Consider the following 18601-nt stretch of genomic DNA (forward strand, 5'->3'; position numbering starts at 1 on the left):
TCGATGCCACCATCGCTCGCGATCTTATAGAGCTACTGAGAACGACGTTCCCGGGCTCCGACAAGGTCACCTGACTCCCAACACCAACGTCAAGCGAGCTGGTACAGCGACCCATGCTTGCTCGACATCGTCTTCTCAATCGATGTGGCCAGCCCATCATCGTGAATAAGCAACCCGAACTCGATATTGCTGTTCTCTGCGCTGTATGAAAAATTCGCGCTAGTGAGCAGCACGACCTCGTGGTCGACGATGATGAACTTGGTGTGGCTGACGATCGGTTTGCCGTTGGTCAGAGTGGCCGACCGGTAGACAACCGCGCGCGGTAATCGTGCTTTGACACCGGCCGAGTCACCCTTGTCGCCGTCGACATAGATGCACACTGTGAGGTCGGGTTCTTCTGACGCCGTTTTGAGCGCGTCCCACATGCGCGACGTTGAAGAGAAGTTGTAGGTCGCACACGTGACCGCGACACGCGCGCCCGCAACGACATCATGGAACTGGTTAGTCAGATGTCCAACAGTGGCTTCGTTTCCCGGCATAGTCCAGACCGGGACCACGTCACGGTGAGCTGATTTCGCTCCAGCAATGGCACGCAGCACTGCTACTGACAGTTGAGATGAATGATGGCCTATACCACTTGATTTCAATAGATCGGCGGCGCGGTCGCGGCGAGACGGTCCTACGGATGCGAGCGCATGAGTGATGTGCTCACCGGCGTCGATGAGCACAGCCAGACTTTCGGCCTCGGTCGCGGTGAGATACTCCCCTAGCAGTCTCAGAGGGTCATCGGACATCAGGGCTCCCGAAAAACCCTGGCACCGCTTTGCCATGCGCGCTGGGCAGTGTGAGCAGGAAGCGACGATCGAGGAATCGGTTGGCTCTTTCGCACGACGTCTCCGATGCGAAGGTGCAGCAGTGGCAAGCCGCCCCATGCAGGAAATCTTCGGGGTCGCTGGGAGTGCGCATGGCACACACCGGGTCCGACGAGCACCGGGCCGCTCGTCGGAGCGCCGAGCTAACCAGACCCTGCAATCGCGACGGCTCGGACAGCGCGACCAGTCCGCCGAGGGTGCCCTCGCTGTCGGAAGCAGTGGTACAGATCAATAGGCCGGCAGCTCCTTCGCGGTTTGCGGAGGCCGGCCAGCCGTAGATCCGCTCGGTCAGGCTCGCCGCGCCGTAACCACATGACATGGCCATCTCGCGGATCAGCACGTGAGACAGGGTGTGCAGCAACCAGTATCGGGGTGCAGGTAGCCGGGTGTCGGGATCCACCGCCTTGGCCGTCTCGGAGAATCGCCGAGCGAAGTTTCGCCGGTTGGCCGCCTGGTGCGCTGCCCACAGCGGCGTCTTGTACACGATGTTTTCCCAAGCTTCGACGGCGTCATGGTTGAGCTGCAGGAAGATTCCTTCGCCGCGGTCTTCGGTCGCGGGCACCCACGTTGGTTTGCCATTGCGGGTCAATTTGACCAGCCGTCCGGGCAGGTCGTTCACCCGGTCCATTTCGTCGAGCCGCGTGAATCCGATGAAGGCGTTGACCTTTTTCATCTGATTGACGGCGACCACGCGACTGATCTGCGGGGGAAGCGCGGAGCCGCGAGCCATGTCGGTCACCATCAGGCCGGTAGCGTTCTTCTGGGATGGGAACAGCGCGGGCTTCTGCAAGTACTGCCATTCAGGAATCAGGAGTTCCACCGGATCCCAGTCGTCTCGCTTCTTTTTGCGCTCCTCGTCGGACTCGGGCGGCGTAAGCGCATCGGCGATTGCAGTCGAAAGACTTTCGTCAGAGACACCAGCCAGATCGATGCTCTTCATGTCTGCCATCGCACGGATCACGTCGAGCTGTCCTGCAAACTGCTTCAGAGTGTCGGCACCTAGCTCCAGCCGAAGCAGGTCACCTAGGGCTTCGGCTTTCTCGGCGTCGGTGCGGGGCATGACAATGATCGATTGGGTGGAGGCGAACCACAGATTGGAGGCACCCATCATGATCAACGCCGGCCGCGCATCACATTCCTTGTCGAACGCGTTCAAATGCGGGTGACGCCCGCGGCAGGTCTGCGGCAGCTTGTCGCGGCCTACGGAGCCCTGTGCCTCTGCCATGCCGCGGGTAGCCCCACATTGTGTGCACGCGATCATTGAGCCGACGCTCTTGCCAAGGTTGGCGTCGCGCATTTTCAGGTCGGGCCGCTCTGCTTTGGCGCACCGCCGGCCCCGATGCACCCACAGTTCGTACGGAAACTCGTCGACGTGACCGTTGGTGCACGTGAGCAGGTGCTGCGCAGGTACCGCGGGGCTCTCCCGACGCCCAGTCTTGGCACCACCACGCTGGGCGCCACGGCCCGGACAGCTCTTATGAGTGAATTGTGCCAGGTCAGGGCGGAAGGGATGAGTGTTGACGTAGCTGAATCTAGGTAACGGGCCGAGGTAGTCGCAGCCGGTGCATCGTAGCCACTGCGGGAACACGCGGGCCGGGATGCCCAAGTCGGCACCCTCTTTAGCGAAGGAGTTCAGTTTCGGCTGCCATGGATAGGGCCGCAGCGCGTCCACCTGCGGACCAAGATGCATCCGAATCACGTTGAGCAGCCGAGGCTCGATGACCGCCGGAATCTTCTCGCGCCGTTTCCAGATGGGCTCCCAATCGTCTAGGCCGGCGGGCATGACCGAAAAGCCGGGCAAGTCCATGATCGCGCCCGGACCGTAGGTGTACAGCAGCGACGAGGGCCGTGACGAGCCCACCTTGGCGCGGTTCTTGACCACCGCGTCTTCGGCATCGGCAAGGGGGTCCAGCGCCTCACCCGGATCGTGCAGCATCACCTCTTCGGGCGTGGTGTCGGTCATCAGTCCTCATCTCCCACTGGCAGGGTCCACCGTGGTGCACCATCGGGAACGTGCGCGAACAGGCGCTCGGGGATGGGACTGACGAGGATGTTGATCTCCGGCTGCACTTCCCGCATCGAGTTCGCAATGACAAACGGCGCCTGATTGGACGACCCGACACCGGCTTTGGCGTTCTCGGGACTCATCAACAACGGCAGGTACTTGTCTCCTTCCCCCGTGCGTTCGTAGACCAGCGTCCTGTGCATGTCGCTGGCGCGGCTGGCGCGGTCGACCCACCGGTCGATGCGATTCACCAAGCGGTCGCTGGCGTACTTCACCGCCACCTCATCTAGCGCCGCAGCCGAGATCCGCGCTTTCAGTCGTTCGGCGACACGCTCGACAACCTCCCGGTGTTCCTTGATTCTCCAGGCGCTGCGCTCTTCAGAGAGTCCGTCGTCCAGTGGCGCCTGCAGCACGCGGGCCACGCTGACCAATAGTCCATCAAGTCCGCGATCGAGCGACGTCGGCGAGTACGGCGTCACCGACAACGCTTCCACCTGGGAGTAGAATGTCTCGTGGTAATGGCGGAACTGCTCGTAATGCGCCAGGTCCCGGGGACGTGCCCAGTTACCCAGTGTCACAACCAAACCGGGGCGTTTGGAATCGCGGCCGACACGAGACGAGGCCTGGATGTACTCGGCGGTGTTCTTGGGCTGACCGACGACGAGCATCAGGCCGAGCCTCTGCACGTCAACACCCACCTGCAGCATCGAGGTGGCCAACACCACGTCGAAGGGCGCTTCCTTGCGCGTGTGCACCTTCTTGCCGTCGCGCTGTGCTGCCATTCGCGCCTGGAAGGCTTCGGTGGTGTCATAGTCAGGGTCGAATTCCAATCCCAACCGGTCCAGTGTGCGGCCGATCTCCGACGAGGCGATCCGTGCGGTGAGCTCGCCGGTGTTCAGCAGTCCGAATGCGGCGCCGTGGCGGGGTGGAAATCCGGAGTCTTTGCGGGGGCGCTTGATTCGATTCTGAACATCATCGCCCATGTAGCGGGTCATGCCGGCAAGCTCGCGGGTGGCATTGAAGTACCCGACCAGTGTCAGGTAGGGGTCGGCAGCGATGCCGCTGCGGTCCAAAAGCAGCTGCCCGGCAGACAGCAATACTTCGGAGACGCGAATCTCAGCGCTGGCCAGGCGCACTCCCTGCGCGCTCACCCCGATATACCTTCGGCCGGGTGTTGATTTGGTGATTGGGATTTCGCGGGAGAAGTAAGTGTCGGCGACATCGAGCACCTGCGGCGGGAAAATTTCCAGGCGCCGCCCGTAGAGGCCGCGCACCTGTTCCTGGGCATTGCGGACGGTGGCGGTGGACGCGACGATCAGCGGCCGCACCGGCTTCCCGTCGGCTTGCTCCCATGAGGCCAGTGTCTCCACCGCGACCTCGAACAGGCCAACGGCGGTGCCTAGGGCCCCGGTGATTAGGTGGAGCTCGTCCTGAATGATCAGGTCTGGCGGTCGCAGCCGGTTCACCGGATGGACGGTGGCCGCGGGATACCCGTCCACAGCCGGATGCGCAGTGGAGATGTTGCACGCCGCATAGTCGGGGTGGACGTAGCCGTGGCGACCGCAGCGCCGCCCGACGTAGCCGAACAATGCCGCGGCTTCACCTTCGCGGGCGAGGCGGGCGAACTTATCGACGGTGGCGATGACGAAAGCCGGTGTCAGTCGGTAGATCTCCTCGTCCACGGTCAGAATCGGCAGGCCCTCACTGGCCTGCCCGCCTTTAGCGAACGGGCAACGCGCGAGGTCATCTCCGCAGTAGACAAACACGCGTCGGGCAGTCGCATCGGCTTTGACCTGCGCGGCAGCGATCGGTGTGCCACACCATGGGCAGCGCTGGACCTGGAGCACGGTTAGCCGATGCGAGCCGTATTCGTTGGCCTTCGTCAGCTGTTCGTCCGCTTCCTCGAAGCGTTTCGGGCTAACATCGGTACCGACCCATAGCCCAATACGGAACGGCTCACTGCCCCATGTGTTTTGGTCACCTTGGCGTAGCAGCTCGGCTGCGCACACCAATGCCGTGGCGCGTTGGAACTGCTGGGCAGTGAGCAGCCGCAGCGTGTAGCGCATCAGCACCGCAACGCCGTCGCGGCCGTCCAGCAGTCCGTCGGCCGATTCGACGAGCCCCTGGCGACGCCGGATCGCGAACGTGTAGGCAGCCAACCCAAGGTAGGCCTCGGTCTTTCCACCACCGGTCGGGAAGAACAGCAATTCCACTTGTGCCAAGTGCTCCGCGCTGCGCAGCTGCGTCTCCGGATTCGTCAATGCTCCGAGTTGCATCAGGATGAACGCCAACTGGAAGGGCCGCCACGAAGCAGCCTTCGCACCAGCCTCGGCCACCATGCTCTGTGCATCGGCGATCGATAAGACGGGATCTGAAGCGCGCAACGCAGCTACCTGAGAGGCGATGCGCTGATCGCGCATCACTGCATTCATGAACTGAAAGCAGCGAAGCGCTTCAGCGTCGGCCACGACGTGGTCGAGCCCGCCTTGTAGTCGCTTATGAGCCCGTCGGGCTTCCACCAGTGCCAGGTCGGCCGTATCGCGAAGATGAGACGGCAACTGCGCGATCGCTTCTTCTTGACTTTCGAGCCATTCTCCGTAGCCGGCGATGAGGGGCTGCAGTCCTGCGCCGACTTGTTTTGCGTTCGCGGATGCCAAGGCATCCATGGATAGCAATGCGTTCTCGACGTCGCGCGCCTGGGTCTGCGGGGTTTCAGCGACGGGAAGCCAGGTGGTCCACACTGCAGCCGCCCGTCGCGATTCCTTTTTGGCAGTCCAGTCCACCGAGCAGGTCCGACCGATGGCGTACTCAAGTCTGTTGCGGTACTGCAGGTTTAAGCGTTGGACCTCGGCGTCGTGTTCCGGCACGTCTTGTTCAAGGACATCGCACACCGGAAGAAAGACCTCCGCTCCCCCGGCATCGATGTAAAGCTTGGTCTGGAACATCCACATCCCAATCGGGATCGGCATCGGCGTCTCGCGGTCGTTGCACAAAGCGATTTCGACGAGCACCCGGTCGTACGTCGCGTCGTCGTAACGGTCCACCCGAAGACAGATGGTGTCGCGCAACTGGATGGTCGCCGTTTGGCCGGCATCGAGATCGGCGAGGCGGACGGTTCGGGGTTCTTCCACCGGGATGCGCTGGAAATGGCGGATCGGACGGCCTGCCTTGCTGACCTTATCGGTCTGCACCGACTCGTAAGTGCCCCACGACGCCGTAACAGTGAACGCCTCCAAGTCGGGCGGCACCTGGAACCGCAGACCCATCGACGAGGGAATCATCAACCCCTGCTTGGGCGCCCGATCCTCACCGTCATCGTCGCTGGCATCAGCCTCGTCCTCGTCGGCGGCGAACGCCGGAATGCCCCGCCCCTCTGCCGCGGCGCTTTCGTCGGCCTGAGCTTCAGCCAACTCGCCGCGCTCGGTCTCTACACCCGCGTCTGCGCTACCAGCTGTGACTCCAGTGAGGCGTACCGGCGCGATATGCCCGACCAGATACTGCGAGCGCGGGCTGAACGGCAACAACTCGTCGGGACCGTGAATCGGGCCGAGCAGCTCGCGCTCCAGAACGTCAACCAAGTTCTCTCGAACCGTGAACGACGAGCCGTCCGGCTCGAAGGTCAAGTCGTAGGTCGAGCCCGGTTCCTTCGCTTTCTCAGTGGCGCTGGTCATTACAGCAGTGTCCCCTGCTCGTCTGGTGCGCTCGTACCGCGACGGCCTTTGCTTTTCGTTTGCGGTGTCTGCTTTGCTTCCTCGGCGGCCCTGCGATGGTTCTCCTCCAACAGCCGGTCAAGAATCTCCACCCGCGCTGCGGGACTCACCGTCCAGCGCTGAATCTTTCGATAACTGTGAAAACCATGGTCAAGCCGGACATCCGACCACCCGTACGCATCCATAACAGCGGAGTCAAGTTCCACCTGGATAGCTCGCATCCGTGCAATCTCGGGATCAGCGCCATCGGTAACCTGCGGAGAGTTAACGAAGTTGTAGAGACGCGTCAAGCCTAGGTGCCGGCCTTCCATAATCCCGCGTCGTTCCGCGTCCATCAATTCCCCGACTTCCAGCAACCGGTTGGAATCGATTGGCCTAGGGAATGTTTCGAACACATCGGATAATGAGTAATTGACGTCCGCGCGCATTGTTGATCCATACTTCGTTGCCCAAAGTTGGTGAATGCTCGAGGAGAGCACCGCCTGGTCGCAGCGCGAGTTAGTCGCAAATACACCTAGCTTATTTGCGAAAACTTGGTTAGTCGGCACGCGGATCGGCATCAGAGTATTGCTGACAAGCGCGATCACCAACACCTCGTCAAGATTGGCGATCGCTCGCCGCATCTCTGGCCGCGGCCGGATGAACTGCCACCAGTACTCTCGTGCGCGGGGGTCGTTGTTTCTTTGACGGTCAGGTTTCACCGCATCTAACACTCGGGCGAACGGAAGACGGTAAGGCTCAGCGGCTTCTAAACTGCGGCCATCGAAATCAATGACCCAACGGGAGGCCGAACAATCCGGACGGGTGTTTAGATCCTCACCATTCAGAAACGGAAAAAGCACTTCGGAATTGCGCGAGTCCGCCGCAATCCACGCCCGCGCCTCCGTGGGTTCAAGAAGGAAACCGAGGCCCAGAATGTTGCAGCCTTGGAATGCGGTGTCCGTATTCTCAGCAAGTCGAACAGGTGGTCCATCGAGGCGGCCACCCGACTCTAGCAACGTGGTAATGCGTCCGACCGGTTCGTCGTCGCAGATGCGAACCACGTGATCACTCACCTTCCCTGCTGTCCCCCAAACGGCGGCGAATTCGAGGTTGGCGCTGGCAACGGGCCATGACCTACTTTGGATGGCACGGGTGATGGTGAGACCTGCGTCGACCATTCTGTCGAGCCCGACTATGCGGGTGTCACCCTGGGCAATGGTATTCGTGGCGATCAACCCAAGATTACCGTGAGGCGAGAGCAAGTCCTGGGTGCGCAAGAAGAAGTAGGCCACTTGGTCGGCACTGCCCTTGACCCCGCCAGCGAGTACATTGACGAACCAGTCACGGATGTTCGTTCCCATTGCACCGGTCAGCTTTTGGCCTCCGAGAAATGGCGGATTCCCGACTATGGCGTCGAACCCGCCACGCTCTAGGATCACGTCAGGCGCTTCGATCACCCAATGGTTTGGCTGCCAGCGCGAGTAATCAGTCGGCACTGTCGGGGTGAGACCGCTGTCAATAATGCCTTCGAGCATGGTGGAATCTGGTTCACCGGATTCGGGGTGGGCGGCTTTGACAGCGATACGCAAGGTCTCGTAAGCCTCGTCGAGCGGCTTGCTCGGCTTCCCGCCTACCCTCAATCCGGCGGCGACCACACCGTCGGCAATCTTGCGTAAAGATGCCGTCGCGTAGCGCAATTGAGCGAGCTGCCGGCGTTTGGCCGCGCTGTTGCGGGCTGGATTGTTCTCGATGACTTCGGATGCCAGTTGACGGCGCAGATCACCGGCTTTGCTAAGGATGGTGTCGATATCGACGTCGAAGATGTCGAACATCTCGCCCGGCGGTACACGTTTCGGATCGATATGTAGCTTACGGAGTTGCTCCAGGCTGGTAATTCCAAGCAGAGAGTTACCAAGAAAAATTTTATCGTCGACGAACGAGAACGGCAGGTCACGGTCCAGGGACACCAGCCACAGGGAGAGCTTGCACATTTCAACGGCCATGTCGTTGATGTCGGCACCATAGAGGCAGTTTGCGACGACTTCACGGATTGCCCGACGGTGCAGGTCGCTGCGTTGGGCGTTGTCGGAGTCTTCGGCTGACCATGCTTCAACCACGCGGTCTGCCAAGTAGCTGGCGGCCGAAACGAGGAAAGCCCCTGAGCCGCAGGCAATGTCGGCGACCTTGAGGCTCAACAGGTCATCAGACGACTTCAGTTTCCACTGGGATTCGTCAGCGGTCTGATACGGGCCCGGTGCGTAGCACAGGGGTTGCAAGGCATGCAGGACGACTTCACGCGCCAGCGATTTCGGGGTGTAGTGCGCGCCCGCGTTCTTGCGCGAGGGCGTCTCCTTGACCATCAACCCACCGGCGAGCACCACAAACGGGCGACCCCGCAAATCTTGACGGATGACGCCAAGCCAGGGCAGTACGCGTTCGCGCAGCTTAGGATCGTCACCCACCGCTTGCACCAAGCCGCTTATCACGCCCAGCTCCGCCTTGGCGTCGATGCCTTTTACGATCGCTCCCGCTGATTGGGGTTTCGCCGACGGTTGGTCGCTTTCGATGTGTGCGCGAATTGCGTCAGCCAGCTTCTTCGGCGCAGCGTTAGCCGCCGCAAGCCGCTCCAGCTCGGCCAGCGAGATCTCAGGCTCCTCGCCGCGGGCACCCTGCAACCCGAGATAGGTCTCATCCACTGTGACGGCGGTGTAGCCGAGCAGGCCCTCGTAGATGTAACCAATCTGTTCGACGTCAATGTCTCGGAATGAGATTCGCCGTACTTCGTTCTTTTTGAGGACGGCCTGCTGAACCGAGCGCAAGGCGTGCAACATTACCCGGTCCGATACGGCAACGGCCAGGGTCCCATGGGGGGTGGGTGCAGTAAGGAATGGAAAGCGCTCTGGGTCAAACAGCGAGCCGCCGTATGCGGGGACCCGCATGTTCTCGAAAGAAGCGCCACCGTAGAGCGCCTGGCTGGTCGCGAGCAGTCGATGCCACGTGAGCGAGGTCGCGTCGAGGGCTTCTTCACTCTCCTCGGCCTCGCGGGCTTGCAAGCGGTCTAGTTCGCGAGAGATTCCGTAGCCCTGCTCAAACAGCTCTCCTGATGGCAGTAGCCCGCGCTCTTCGGCGAAGAGCAAGAAGACGATTCGCATCATGATCGTCACCGCGGCTTCGTAGCTTTGGTGAGTGTCAGCAGGCAGCGGGTTGGGTTCGCCGCGTTGTTGGGCATCGCGTGCCGATTCAGAGAACGACTGGATGAGCAGTTCGACAGCCCGCCGAACCTGCGCGCCGAGGGCTTCGGTGATTTCTTCGGCGGCGGCAACGGATTCCTCGAAAAGTACCGAGAGCCGCTCGTCTGCCTTGCCGCCGATGATGTGCTGACGTGAGATCAGCGCAAAGAATGCGTCACGGGTACGGGGCTCCTCCACCCAGGTCAGCGCGTCCACCACACCCGAGGCGGTCATGGCGCCGGCGCGTGCACACACCAGCGCCCACCAGCGACCGTCGGTCACGATGCCAATCGGGATGCCGTTGTCGCGCAGCAGCGCTTCCATCCGGTCGATCGGGGTGGCCGCCCACAGGTCACTGGGGACCTGGCGCAATGAATCGACCGGTTCGATCATCGACACCAGGGCACCGATAGCGCCGTCGGGGTCCAGCAGGGCTGCCTCGGCGCCGACGGTGACCGCGCGGTTGGGTGACTGAGCCGTGATGCCGGCGACGGGTCCCCAGGACAGGGATTCGGCCCAGCCGACGACGTCGCGCAGTACGGTTTCGACCCATTTGTCGCGGGCGATGCGGTACGCGTCATCGATCGTGCCGTCGTCGCCGGCGGCGCGATCTGCTGTCTCCCATGCGGCTTCGAAGTCCTTGCGGGCGTACAGCAGTGCTTCTTTGCGGGTGTCATCCAAGGCCGGTATGCCCTGCGGCCATACCCGCTTGAGTGGTGCGATCGCTAGGAACGGGCCGTCTGTGTCGACGAGTTCGAGCCAGGCGCGGTGCAGCTCGGAAACGTTGGGTGTCGAACGCTGCCGGGGTGTGCGGGGTGCCATCAGCGCAGCCCTCCTTTCGCGTCCTCGGGTGTGAGGGCGAAGACCACCGCAGCGGCAGTGGTGTGGGGTTTGACGTCGGCGTAGCGGTCGGTGATGGCCGCGATCTCGCGGGCCTCCTCATCGTCGAGTTCATCGAGACGGCGCTGCATCGAGTCGATGTCGCGGCGCCACTGCTTCTGCTGGTCGTCGGCCCAGAGCATGGCTTGGGCTTCGGCTTCCTTGCTACGCAATAGATCCAGCGATTCGCCCAGATTGGCCCGGAACGCTGCGAAGATGTCGCGGGCCCGTTGAATATCGGACGCCCGGCGTTTGTCTAGTTGCTCCAGTACGCGGGTGTGCCGGCGGTCGGCGCGAGCGTGCATCGACTCCTCCAAGCGCGCCCTTAACGGTGCATCCGTGGCGTTCCAGATATCACACAGGTCGTCGCGTACTCGGCGGCTGGCCAGGGCGAGATGGTCGCCGTCGAGGGCATGATCGAGGGCGTGTTCGGCTTTCTCCTCGGCCATAGCGCGCCGGCCCTTTAGCCGCACACCGACGAGGAACACTTCCTCGTGCAACCGCACCCCGCCCCGACCGACGAGCACCATGCGGGTCACGGCAGCCACGAACGACTCAGCCATATCGTCGATCACCGCTGCGGTGACACGGTTGAGGGTGGAATCCACACTCCACAGCGAGCGGCGCAGTAGCCGTTGCGCTTTCTGCACGATCGGATGTCCGAGGTGCACGTACACCAGATCGGCCCGTCCTTCAGCGGCAGTCGGGTCGAACGTAATTGGCCGTAGCACATCAGGTTTCAGTCGGGTAGCCAAGCCTTTCAAGGTGCCTTGCCATGCGGGACTCAACGGGGGCATCTCGAACACGTCGGCGTCGGTGTCGGCGTCGCCGACCGGCTCCAACGGAAGTTGATGGTTGATCCGCAATGCTGTGTCAACCACGCGACGCAGGTTCTGCGGTTCCAGATGCAGATCGGCGCGCGACGAGTCGTATCCGCGCTCCAACTCGGTGAGTCGCGTGTTGAGTTCGATTCCGCCGGCCAGCGCTTCCTGGATCACCTTGTTGCCGTCGATCCCCTTAGCTTTACGCTTGGCCGGTGCGCGGCGGGCGAAGTGCTCTTGGATCTCGTCACCGATCACCTGGTTGGCTGATCCCAGGTCCACCTCGACCTGGGCGATCTTCTTAGCGATGCGCGCCATGAAGTTCGCGTCGGCGGCGTAAGTGGAGGACTTGTCGTCGGGCACGAAATGAAACACTTCGGGCGTTTCGGCCTGCCCGTAGCGGTCGATGCGGCCAATCCGCTGTTCAAGCCGCGACGGGTTGAACGGGATGTCGAAGTTCACCAGCCGGTGGCAGTGGGTTTGTAGGTCGATGCCTTCGCCTGCGGCATCGGTGGCCAGCAGCACCCGCACCGGTTCCTCCGTCGGGTCCGCCGTGAACTGCGATCGGATGTATTCCCGGTCCTCGGGGGGTGTCGCGCCTTCAATGACAGCCAGGCGGTCTGCGTAGCCGCGCTGTACCAGCACCCGCTGTAGCCAGCCGAGTGTGTGCGCGTATTCGGTGAACACCACGACCCGCTCGTTGGACCAGTGGGTGCCGTCGGGCCGGCACACTGCATCCAGGAAAGTGAGCAACCGCTCCAGTCGTGAATCGGGTCGGCCTTCGTAGCTCAAGCCCCAGTCGGCGAGCGTCTGCAGCTGACCGGGCTCGGCAGCGCTCAGCGGATCGGACGCCTTAGACTCCCGCAGCCGCTCGGCCTCATCGTGCTCCCACAGACCTTCTTCCTCGTCGGCCTGGCCTTCGCCGAAGATGTCGTCGTACTCGTCGTCGCGCAGGCCGCGCCCAGCTCGCGTGTCGCGGTAGTGGCTGATCGTCATCCCGAAGGCGAACGGGCTGGACAGGAACCGCTTCTTGAGCAGCATGGTCACGATGTCGCCGCCCGGTTTCGTGCCATTCTGCTTGGCGCTGCGGGTAACGATCTCATCGAGCAGGGAGAACATCTCCTGTTCGCTGTCCTCGGGCGTGAAGTCGAGGATGTTTACCTGGCGATCTTTGAATCCTTTGCCTTTGAGATCGCGCTTGAGTCGGCGCACCGTCACGTCCTTGAGTGCGGTGGCGTCTAGCAACGCGCCGCGAGAGAACCGGCGCGGGTCGATCATCTCCATCAGCGCGGTGAACGATTCCGGGTAGCCGTTGTGCGGCGTCGCGCTCAAGAACAGGCGGTGCTCGCATGTCTCGGCGAGCTGGCGAACAGCGACGGTCCGCTGGGTGTCCACTGAATAGCCGCGCCCGCCAGCGATGGTCGAGGGGCTCGACGGCGCGACATGGTGAGCCTCATCGACGATGAGCATGTCGAAGGCGAACCTTTTTCCTAGCTTCGGGTTTTTGGCCTGGGCGTAGACGTCGCGCAGCAGACGCTGGCAACGCACCTGCGGAAGCCAGGCCATGGACACGATCACCCGTGGGTATAGCTGGAAGGGGTTGGCATGCAGGCCGTGGGTGCGACGAACGTCAGACATCAGCTCGCTGTTGACGATGACGAATTGCAGGCCAAACTTGTCCCGCATCTCGTCTTGCCATTTCAGCGCCAAGCTCGGCGGGCACACGATCACCGCGGTACGGGCACGATGCCGTAGAAAGAGTTCCTGCACGACCAGGCCTGCCTCGATGGTCTTGCCCAAGCCGACGTCGTCGGCAAGCAGGAGGTTTGTCCGCGGGCTGGTCAGTGCGCGGCGCAGTGGTTCGAGTTGGTAGGCCTCCACGGTGACCCCCGACCAGAAGGGCGCCTGGTAGCGGTTCGGATCTGCCGAGGTTACCGCGCCCCATCGCATCGCGTCGATGAAGCCGGCCAAGGTGACGGGATCGTCGAAACCTTCGGGGTTGATGTGCTCGGGTAGTCCCTGCGGTGGCGTGACCGTTTTACCGACCTCGAGCTCCCAAATCACTGACAGCTGCTCTCCAAGACGATCTTCGTCGAGCGACTGCAGGTCGACAACGTGATTGAGCTTCGCGGCAGCATCGTCAGCGGGGCTGAGCGGCAGACCCTGCGCCTGGACGTTGGCGACCGCCCAAGTCGAGCCGCGGACCTCTACAACCTGGCCGGGTTCGGGCAAGGGCGGCGCAACGACAGACACAGGTGATCCTCCGGTAGGTGGGGCGAGCCGATCAGTATCGCTGTTCGCACCGACGACCGCGCGGATGGTCTCCTCAGACACTCCGAAATGTTCGGCGGATTGTTTGACGGCATGCGCTGCAGCACTTTGTCTGCGATTGGCATCGACTGCCGAGGTCGCAGCGCTGAAGTCCCGTCGGATCTTGTTTCGCTGGCCTGACGTCAGTAGATCCTCGGGCAGTGCTGCTGGCAGATCGTTGTGGACCAGGGACTCGATGGTGTCGTAGGAGATGCCGTACTTTGCTTCGAGCTGCGCGCAGGTGTTACGCATGGCCCATTCGATGCCATGCTCGTCGATCGCCCCTTGGACGGCTCGACGAATTGTCGACCGTTGTCCCGGCGACAGATGGTCAGCCTCTAGCGCGGATGGATCCCCCACGGATCATCACGGTAGTTGGGCCTCCACCACATGTCCGGGTTTCCACACCGTCCCCGCAGGAGCATTTTGACGAGTGTGGAAATATTCGCATGTGGCTGACACTCTCTCACTTCCTGAAGTAGTCGACACCCTTGTTGAGATGGACCTTGTCGACCTGGATAACGAGGGTCCATGGCCCGGCGACCCAGAAGACTCCGATGTGTACGAACCCGACTGGACGCAGGTCCACCCAGCCGACTCCGACATCGGCGTGCCGCTTGACTGGGGGCACGGGCGGTCGACCTTCTATGACGAAATCCAGCGGCGCGCAAGCGCGGGTTTCACGGTTCCTCCCCCGGACGTGCTGGACGCCTTAGCGTGGTACACACCGATTCATTATTTCGGCCTTGGCTCGGCGATCTACATTCGTGAGTCAGCCGTCTTCGACGTCGCCGGCGCAATCCTCAATCGATTGCCGAGGCCTGAGCGCGAGGTGCCCGAGAACGTCGACGGGGCTTCGCGCGCAGCACTGTCGGTGCTCTACCTACACGAGGCGTACCACCACAAGATCGAATCGCTCGCGATCCGATTCGAGGTTGTGGAGCGCACCCGTCGCTACCTCCCGTACTCGAAGTCGGTCTACATCCCACTCATCGAGCAAGGATCTGATGGCGTACTCGAAGAGGCACTTGCGTGTGCGGAGATGTACCGCCGCTTCAAGACTGAACAGCTCTACCGCCGAGGCGTGCCGAAGATTGTCCGGGACGCCACACTGGCAATGCTGCCGGAGTGGTTCCGGACCCTTCCGCCCAGCTACCGCGAAGCGTGCCGATATCTCCGCAACCCAACGTTCGACGACGCGCAACGAATTCTGATGAGCCAAGTTCAGGAAGGTGCGGCCGAACCCAAGCGCGCGGCCATCGAGTGGAACCTGACGCCGCACATGTCCCGCGGATTGTTTAACTGCCAAACCATTACCCACGTACTTGTTCCGAAAGGCCAGACGCCGATCCTGCCCTGGATCGGCCTCACTCCTGCACTCCCCTCAATAAGCAGCAGAAAGGCCATCCGATATCTGGAAGATCAAGGGTGGAAAGTGGACCCAGGCCGCGGCAAGGGATCGCACGTGCGACTCAAACTCATTGGAAAGCAACCGCTTACGATCCCCGTGAACCGAGAGTCACTATCTCCTCCTGTTTTGAAGTCCGTCGCGAACGCGCTGGGCATTCGGCTCGCTGATCTGGAGTTCTAGCGGTGAAGAAACGTGCCGCCAATGACTAAGCCGTCCCCAGCAACCGCGTTGGCCGGGACGCCAGGCACCCGAACGATTCAGATCGCATGCGACGAATCCGGTTCTGAGGGCGAGAATCTGATCGAAGGCAGCTCACGGATCTTCGCCCATGGCAGCACAGACCTCGACCCAGGTACCGCATCTCAGCTAATCGATGAACTTCGGGAGGCCGTGAAATTCAAGGGCCTTGAACTGAAATCAACGACGCTGCTACAGAATGCCTCTCGACGGGCCGCGCTACTGAATACGCTCACGCCAGGCGGACCCCTCTCGGGCCGTGCGAAGTTTCTGGTGATCGACAAGTGGTACATGGCGGCGGCCAAGGTAATCGACCTGGTGATCGAGGAGGATGCCTACGCGAAGGGCATCGACATCTACGGTACCGGGGAGGCCTATCGGATGGCGCAGGTGCTGATTCAGGAAGGGCCCCGCGCGTTCGGCGAGAGGCGTATGCAAAAGCTGCTCGGCGACTTCGTATCGTTTGTGCGTCGCAAACAGCGGGGAGGCGCGAAAACGACTGAGGCTGAGTTGCTTCAGACGATCGATGATCTCCGACTTAGGAACAACCGCCGCAGTGTTACCGCCATCATGCAACGGCTGTGGGAGGGTAGGCATTACCTAGCGGGATACGGGCCGGACGCCCCCGCAACTAGCATGGGAACGCTGGAACCGATCGTGCCCGCGATCGTCAGTACGGCCAAAGACTGGCATCAAGTACATCGCATCCCCATTGAGATCGTTCATGATCGCCACGCGGCGTTGACTCCCGCTGCGGTCAAAGACATCTTGGCGGTATCGACTGTTAGATTTCCCGGCATGGGCATCCCGCCGCCGATAGCGTCGCTTCAGCAGGTGGATTCGCGTACTGACGCCCGCGTACAAGTGGCCGACCTTGTCGCAGGGGTAGGCGCGTGGGCTGCTCGCAGCGCCCTCGGCGGGACGCTGCACCCGGAGGAGGCGGACCTCATCCGCGATTTCGTGGTGACCGACTCAATGTGGGCCGACGTGCCGAGTTGGATGCAACTGTATGGACGGACTCTGCGGTGAAATCATCACCCCCCTTACAGTGCAGCGTTGGCTGCCAATGGCCGCTACCGCAACCTACCAACTGGCCTTCGCGTAATCCTTCAAGAAGCACCCATACAGATCCTCGCCCAGTTCCCCGCGCACGATCGGGTCATACACGCGCGCAGCACCATCCACCAGATCCAGCGGCGCGTGGAAACCTTCTTCGGCCAGCCGCAGCTTCGTCGGGTGCGGACGCTCATCGGTGATCCACCCGGTGTCGACGGCAGTCATGAGAATGCCGTCCTGCTCCAGCATCTCCCCGGAACTGGTGCGGGTCAGCATGTTCAGCGCGGCCTTGGCCATGTTGGTGTGCGGATGCCCAGGCCCCTTGTAGCCGCGGCTGAACTGGCCCTCCATCGCCGACACGTTCACCACGTACTTGCGCCGGGCCGGTGACGCGGCCAGCGCCGGGCGCAGCCGGCTCACCAGAATGAACGGCGCGGTCTGGTTGCACAGCTGCACTTCGAGCAGCTCCATCGCGTCGACCTCGTGCACGCGCTGGGTCCAGCTGTTCACTGACGCGGTATCGGGCAACAGCCCACCCGCATCGATGGCGATCCCGGCGGAGATCCGCTCCGGCGAGGCGCTGCGCGCGGTCAGCGCCAGCTCGGTCAGCGCATGTGGCGCCGGATGCTCGCCGAGGCTGCCGGCCAGGGCATGCGGATGCGCGTCACTGACATGGTCGAAGGTGACCACGTCCACCAGAGCCGGCGGCGGGGTGCGCTCGGCCTCCACCAGCGCGGCATACGAGCCGGGCGGGCGGCGCACCGTCTGCGCCGCGTTGTTGATCAGGATGTCCAGCGGCCCCTGCGCGGCGACCTCATCGGCCAGGGCCACCACCTGGGCCGGGTCCCGCAGGTCGATCCCCACCACCCGCAGCCGGTGCAACCAGTCGGCACTGTCCTCCATCGCGGCGAAGCGGCGCACCGCGTCATTGGGGAACCGGGTGGTGATCGTGGTGTGCGCGCCGTCGCGCAGCAGCCGCAGCGCGATGTACATGCCGATCTTGGCGCGCCCGCCGGTGAGCAGGGCCCGGCGCCCGGTCAGGTCCGTGCGGGCATCGCGCTTGGCCCGGTTGATCGCGGCGCAGTCCGGACAAAGCTGGTGGTAGAAGGCGTCGACGACGGTGTGGTGGTTCTTGCAGATGTAGCAGGCCCGCGAGCGCAGCAGCGTGCCCGCGCTGGCCCCGACCGCGGTGGACACCAGCGGCAGACCCTGGGTCTCGTCGTCGATCCGTCCCGGCGCACCGGTGGCGGTGGCAGCGATGACGGCGCGATCCGCGGCCGCAACCCGATCGCGCGCCGCGGCCCGGCGCACCTTCTTCAACTCCTTGAACATCTTCGCGGTGGCCTGGCGCACAGCAACGGCGTCGGGGTGCTCGGGAGGCAGCTTGTGCACCTCGGACAGCACCCGCAGGCACGTGCTGAGCTGGTCAGGGTCGATCGCGTTCACCATGGAAGGGTACGGCGGGTGGGCACAAATCCCCGTATCGAGCGAACCGGCGGCCAAGCGCTGGGGCCCGTGACGTCAGTCGTAGATGACGTCCAACCCGCGCCGCCGAAGGTCGGCCAAGCCGTCGCGCATGCTCTGCAGCTGCTCGGGTGAATGCCCGACCCAGTCGGTGATCTCGCCGACGATCTTCACCGGCTCACGGGTTCGGTAGGACCGAGTCGGATTCCCGGGCAGCTTCTTGTCGGTCACGTTCGGGTCGTCCTCGATCGCCCCTTCGGGTTCGACGATGTAAATGCGGCCGCGCCCCTCGCCGACAGCCATCTCGGCACCCCACACCGCGGCATCCAAGGTGCGGGTCACGTACACGTGGTTCATGATCCGGCCGGCTTGGTAATTCGACTCGCGTCCGGGCACCAGGCGGTCCCCCACCGCCAGGTCGGCCTTGGTGCCGTGCAGCAGCGCACCCGACTCGTGCACCTCGAACGGTATCGGCGTATTCGTCACAACATCCCCCATCTCGTCACGGACCGGAAGATTGTGCAGCACGTCAGGGGCCTTGCCGCAAGCCCCACCCCCGGCCGTATAGTGAGAGTGGGAACGGATCGAAAGTCTTTCGCGCCCAGCCAATCCGATTGAGTCCAC

General features: G+C 62.7%; 9 protein-coding genes. 2 read left to right on the forward strand and 7 right to left on the reverse strand.

The annotated features are described in order from the left end of the window. Positions 1-89 precede the first annotated feature (89 nt). The 5 genes from drmC to drmD are packed head-to-tail and all read right to left on the reverse strand — an operon-like array spanning position 90 to position 13752. Positions 90-794, reverse strand: a complete 705-nt coding sequence (gene drmC, locus G6N57_RS00270; protein ID WP_077742347.1) for a DISARM system phospholipase D-like protein DrmC — start codon at positions 792-794, stop codon at positions 90-92. Next, positions 784-2835 (reverse strand): MrfA Zn-binding domain-containing protein, encoded by a 2052-nt coding sequence (gene drmB, locus G6N57_RS00275; protein WP_077742348.1) that lies wholly within the window; start codon positions 2833-2835, stop codon positions 784-786. The genes drmC and drmB overlap by 11 nt, the downstream gene beginning before the upstream one ends. Next, positions 2835-6548: a DISARM system helicase DrmA gene (gene drmA / locus G6N57_RS00280; protein WP_077742349.1), complete on the reverse strand. Its 3714-nt coding sequence runs from the start codon at positions 6546-6548 to the stop codon at positions 2835-2837. The genes drmB and drmA overlap by 1 nt, the downstream gene beginning before the upstream one ends. Next, entirely contained in the window at positions 6548-10621 is a 4074-nt protein-coding gene (locus G6N57_RS00285) for a DNA methyltransferase (protein ID WP_077742350.1), read from the reverse strand. The genes drmA and G6N57_RS00285 overlap by 1 nt, the downstream gene beginning before the upstream one ends. Then, complete coding sequence (gene drmD / locus G6N57_RS00290; RefSeq protein ID WP_234815769.1) at positions 10621-13752, reverse strand: DISARM system SNF2-like helicase DrmD; 3132 nt, start codon at positions 13750-13752, stop codon at positions 10621-10623. The genes G6N57_RS00285 and drmD overlap by 1 nt, the downstream gene beginning before the upstream one ends. A 556-nt stretch (positions 13753-14308) precedes the next feature. Here drmD and G6N57_RS00295 point away from each other — a divergent pair. Both G6N57_RS00295 and G6N57_RS00300 read left to right on the forward strand, forming a co-directional pair. Further along, positions 14309-15400, forward strand: a complete 1092-nt coding sequence (locus tag G6N57_RS00295; RefSeq protein ID WP_133118356.1) for a type II toxin-antitoxin system HicA family toxin — start codon at positions 14309-14311, stop codon at positions 15398-15400. A 21-nt stretch (positions 15401-15421) separates the two neighbouring features. Further along, on the forward strand, positions 15422-16486 hold the full coding sequence (locus tag G6N57_RS00300) for a DUF3800 domain-containing protein (protein ID WP_133118357.1): 1065 nt from the start codon (positions 15422-15424) through the stop codon (positions 16484-16486). Between the two features lie 54 nt (positions 16487-16540). On the opposite strand, the gene G6N57_RS00305 is transcribed toward G6N57_RS00300, so the two are convergent. Both G6N57_RS00305 and arr read right to left on the reverse strand, forming a co-directional pair. Next, entirely contained in the window at positions 16541-17959 is a 1419-nt protein-coding gene (locus G6N57_RS00305; protein ID WP_077742651.1) for an SDR family NAD(P)-dependent oxidoreductase, read from the reverse strand. Positions 17960-18034: 75 nt separating this feature from the next. Beyond that, positions 18035-18475 carry an NAD(+)--rifampin ADP-ribosyltransferase gene (gene arr / locus G6N57_RS00310; RefSeq protein ID WP_077742652.1) on the reverse strand — a complete coding sequence of 147 codons (441 nt, stop codon included), beginning with the start codon at positions 18473-18475 and terminating at the stop codon, positions 18035-18037. Positions 18476-18601: the final 126 nt, after the last annotated feature.

This window comes from Mycolicibacterium boenickei (genome assembly GCF_010731295.1).
Classification (GTDB): Bacteria; Actinomycetota; Actinomycetes; order Mycobacteriales; family Mycobacteriaceae; genus Mycobacterium; species Mycobacterium boenickei.

Excerpts from the sequence above, each read along its gene's own strand:
- drmC (WP_077742347.1), bottom strand. The coding sequence starts at position 794 with ATGTCCGATGACCCTCTGAGACTGCTAGGGGAGTATCTCACCGCGACC.
- drmB (WP_077742348.1), bottom strand. The coding sequence starts at position 2,835 with ATGACCGACACCACGCCCGAAGAGGTGATGCTGCACGATCCGGGTGAG.
- drmA (WP_077742349.1), bottom strand. The coding sequence starts at position 6,548 with ATGACCAGCGCCACTGAGAAAGCGAAGGAACCGGGCTCGACCTACGAC.
- G6N57_RS00285 (WP_077742350.1), bottom strand. The coding sequence starts at position 10,621 with ATGGCACCCCGCACACCCCGGCAGCGTTCGACACCCAACGTTTCCGAG.
- G6N57_RS00295 (WP_133118356.1), top strand. The coding sequence starts at position 14,309 with ATGGACCTTGTCGACCTGGATAACGAGGGTCCATGGCCCGGCGACCCA.
- G6N57_RS00300 (WP_133118357.1), top strand. The coding sequence starts at position 15,422 with ATGACTAAGCCGTCCCCAGCAACCGCGTTGGCCGGGACGCCAGGCACC.
- arr (WP_077742652.1), bottom strand. The coding sequence starts at position 18,475 with ATGGGGGATGTTGTGACGAATACGCCGATACCGTTCGAGGTGCACGAG.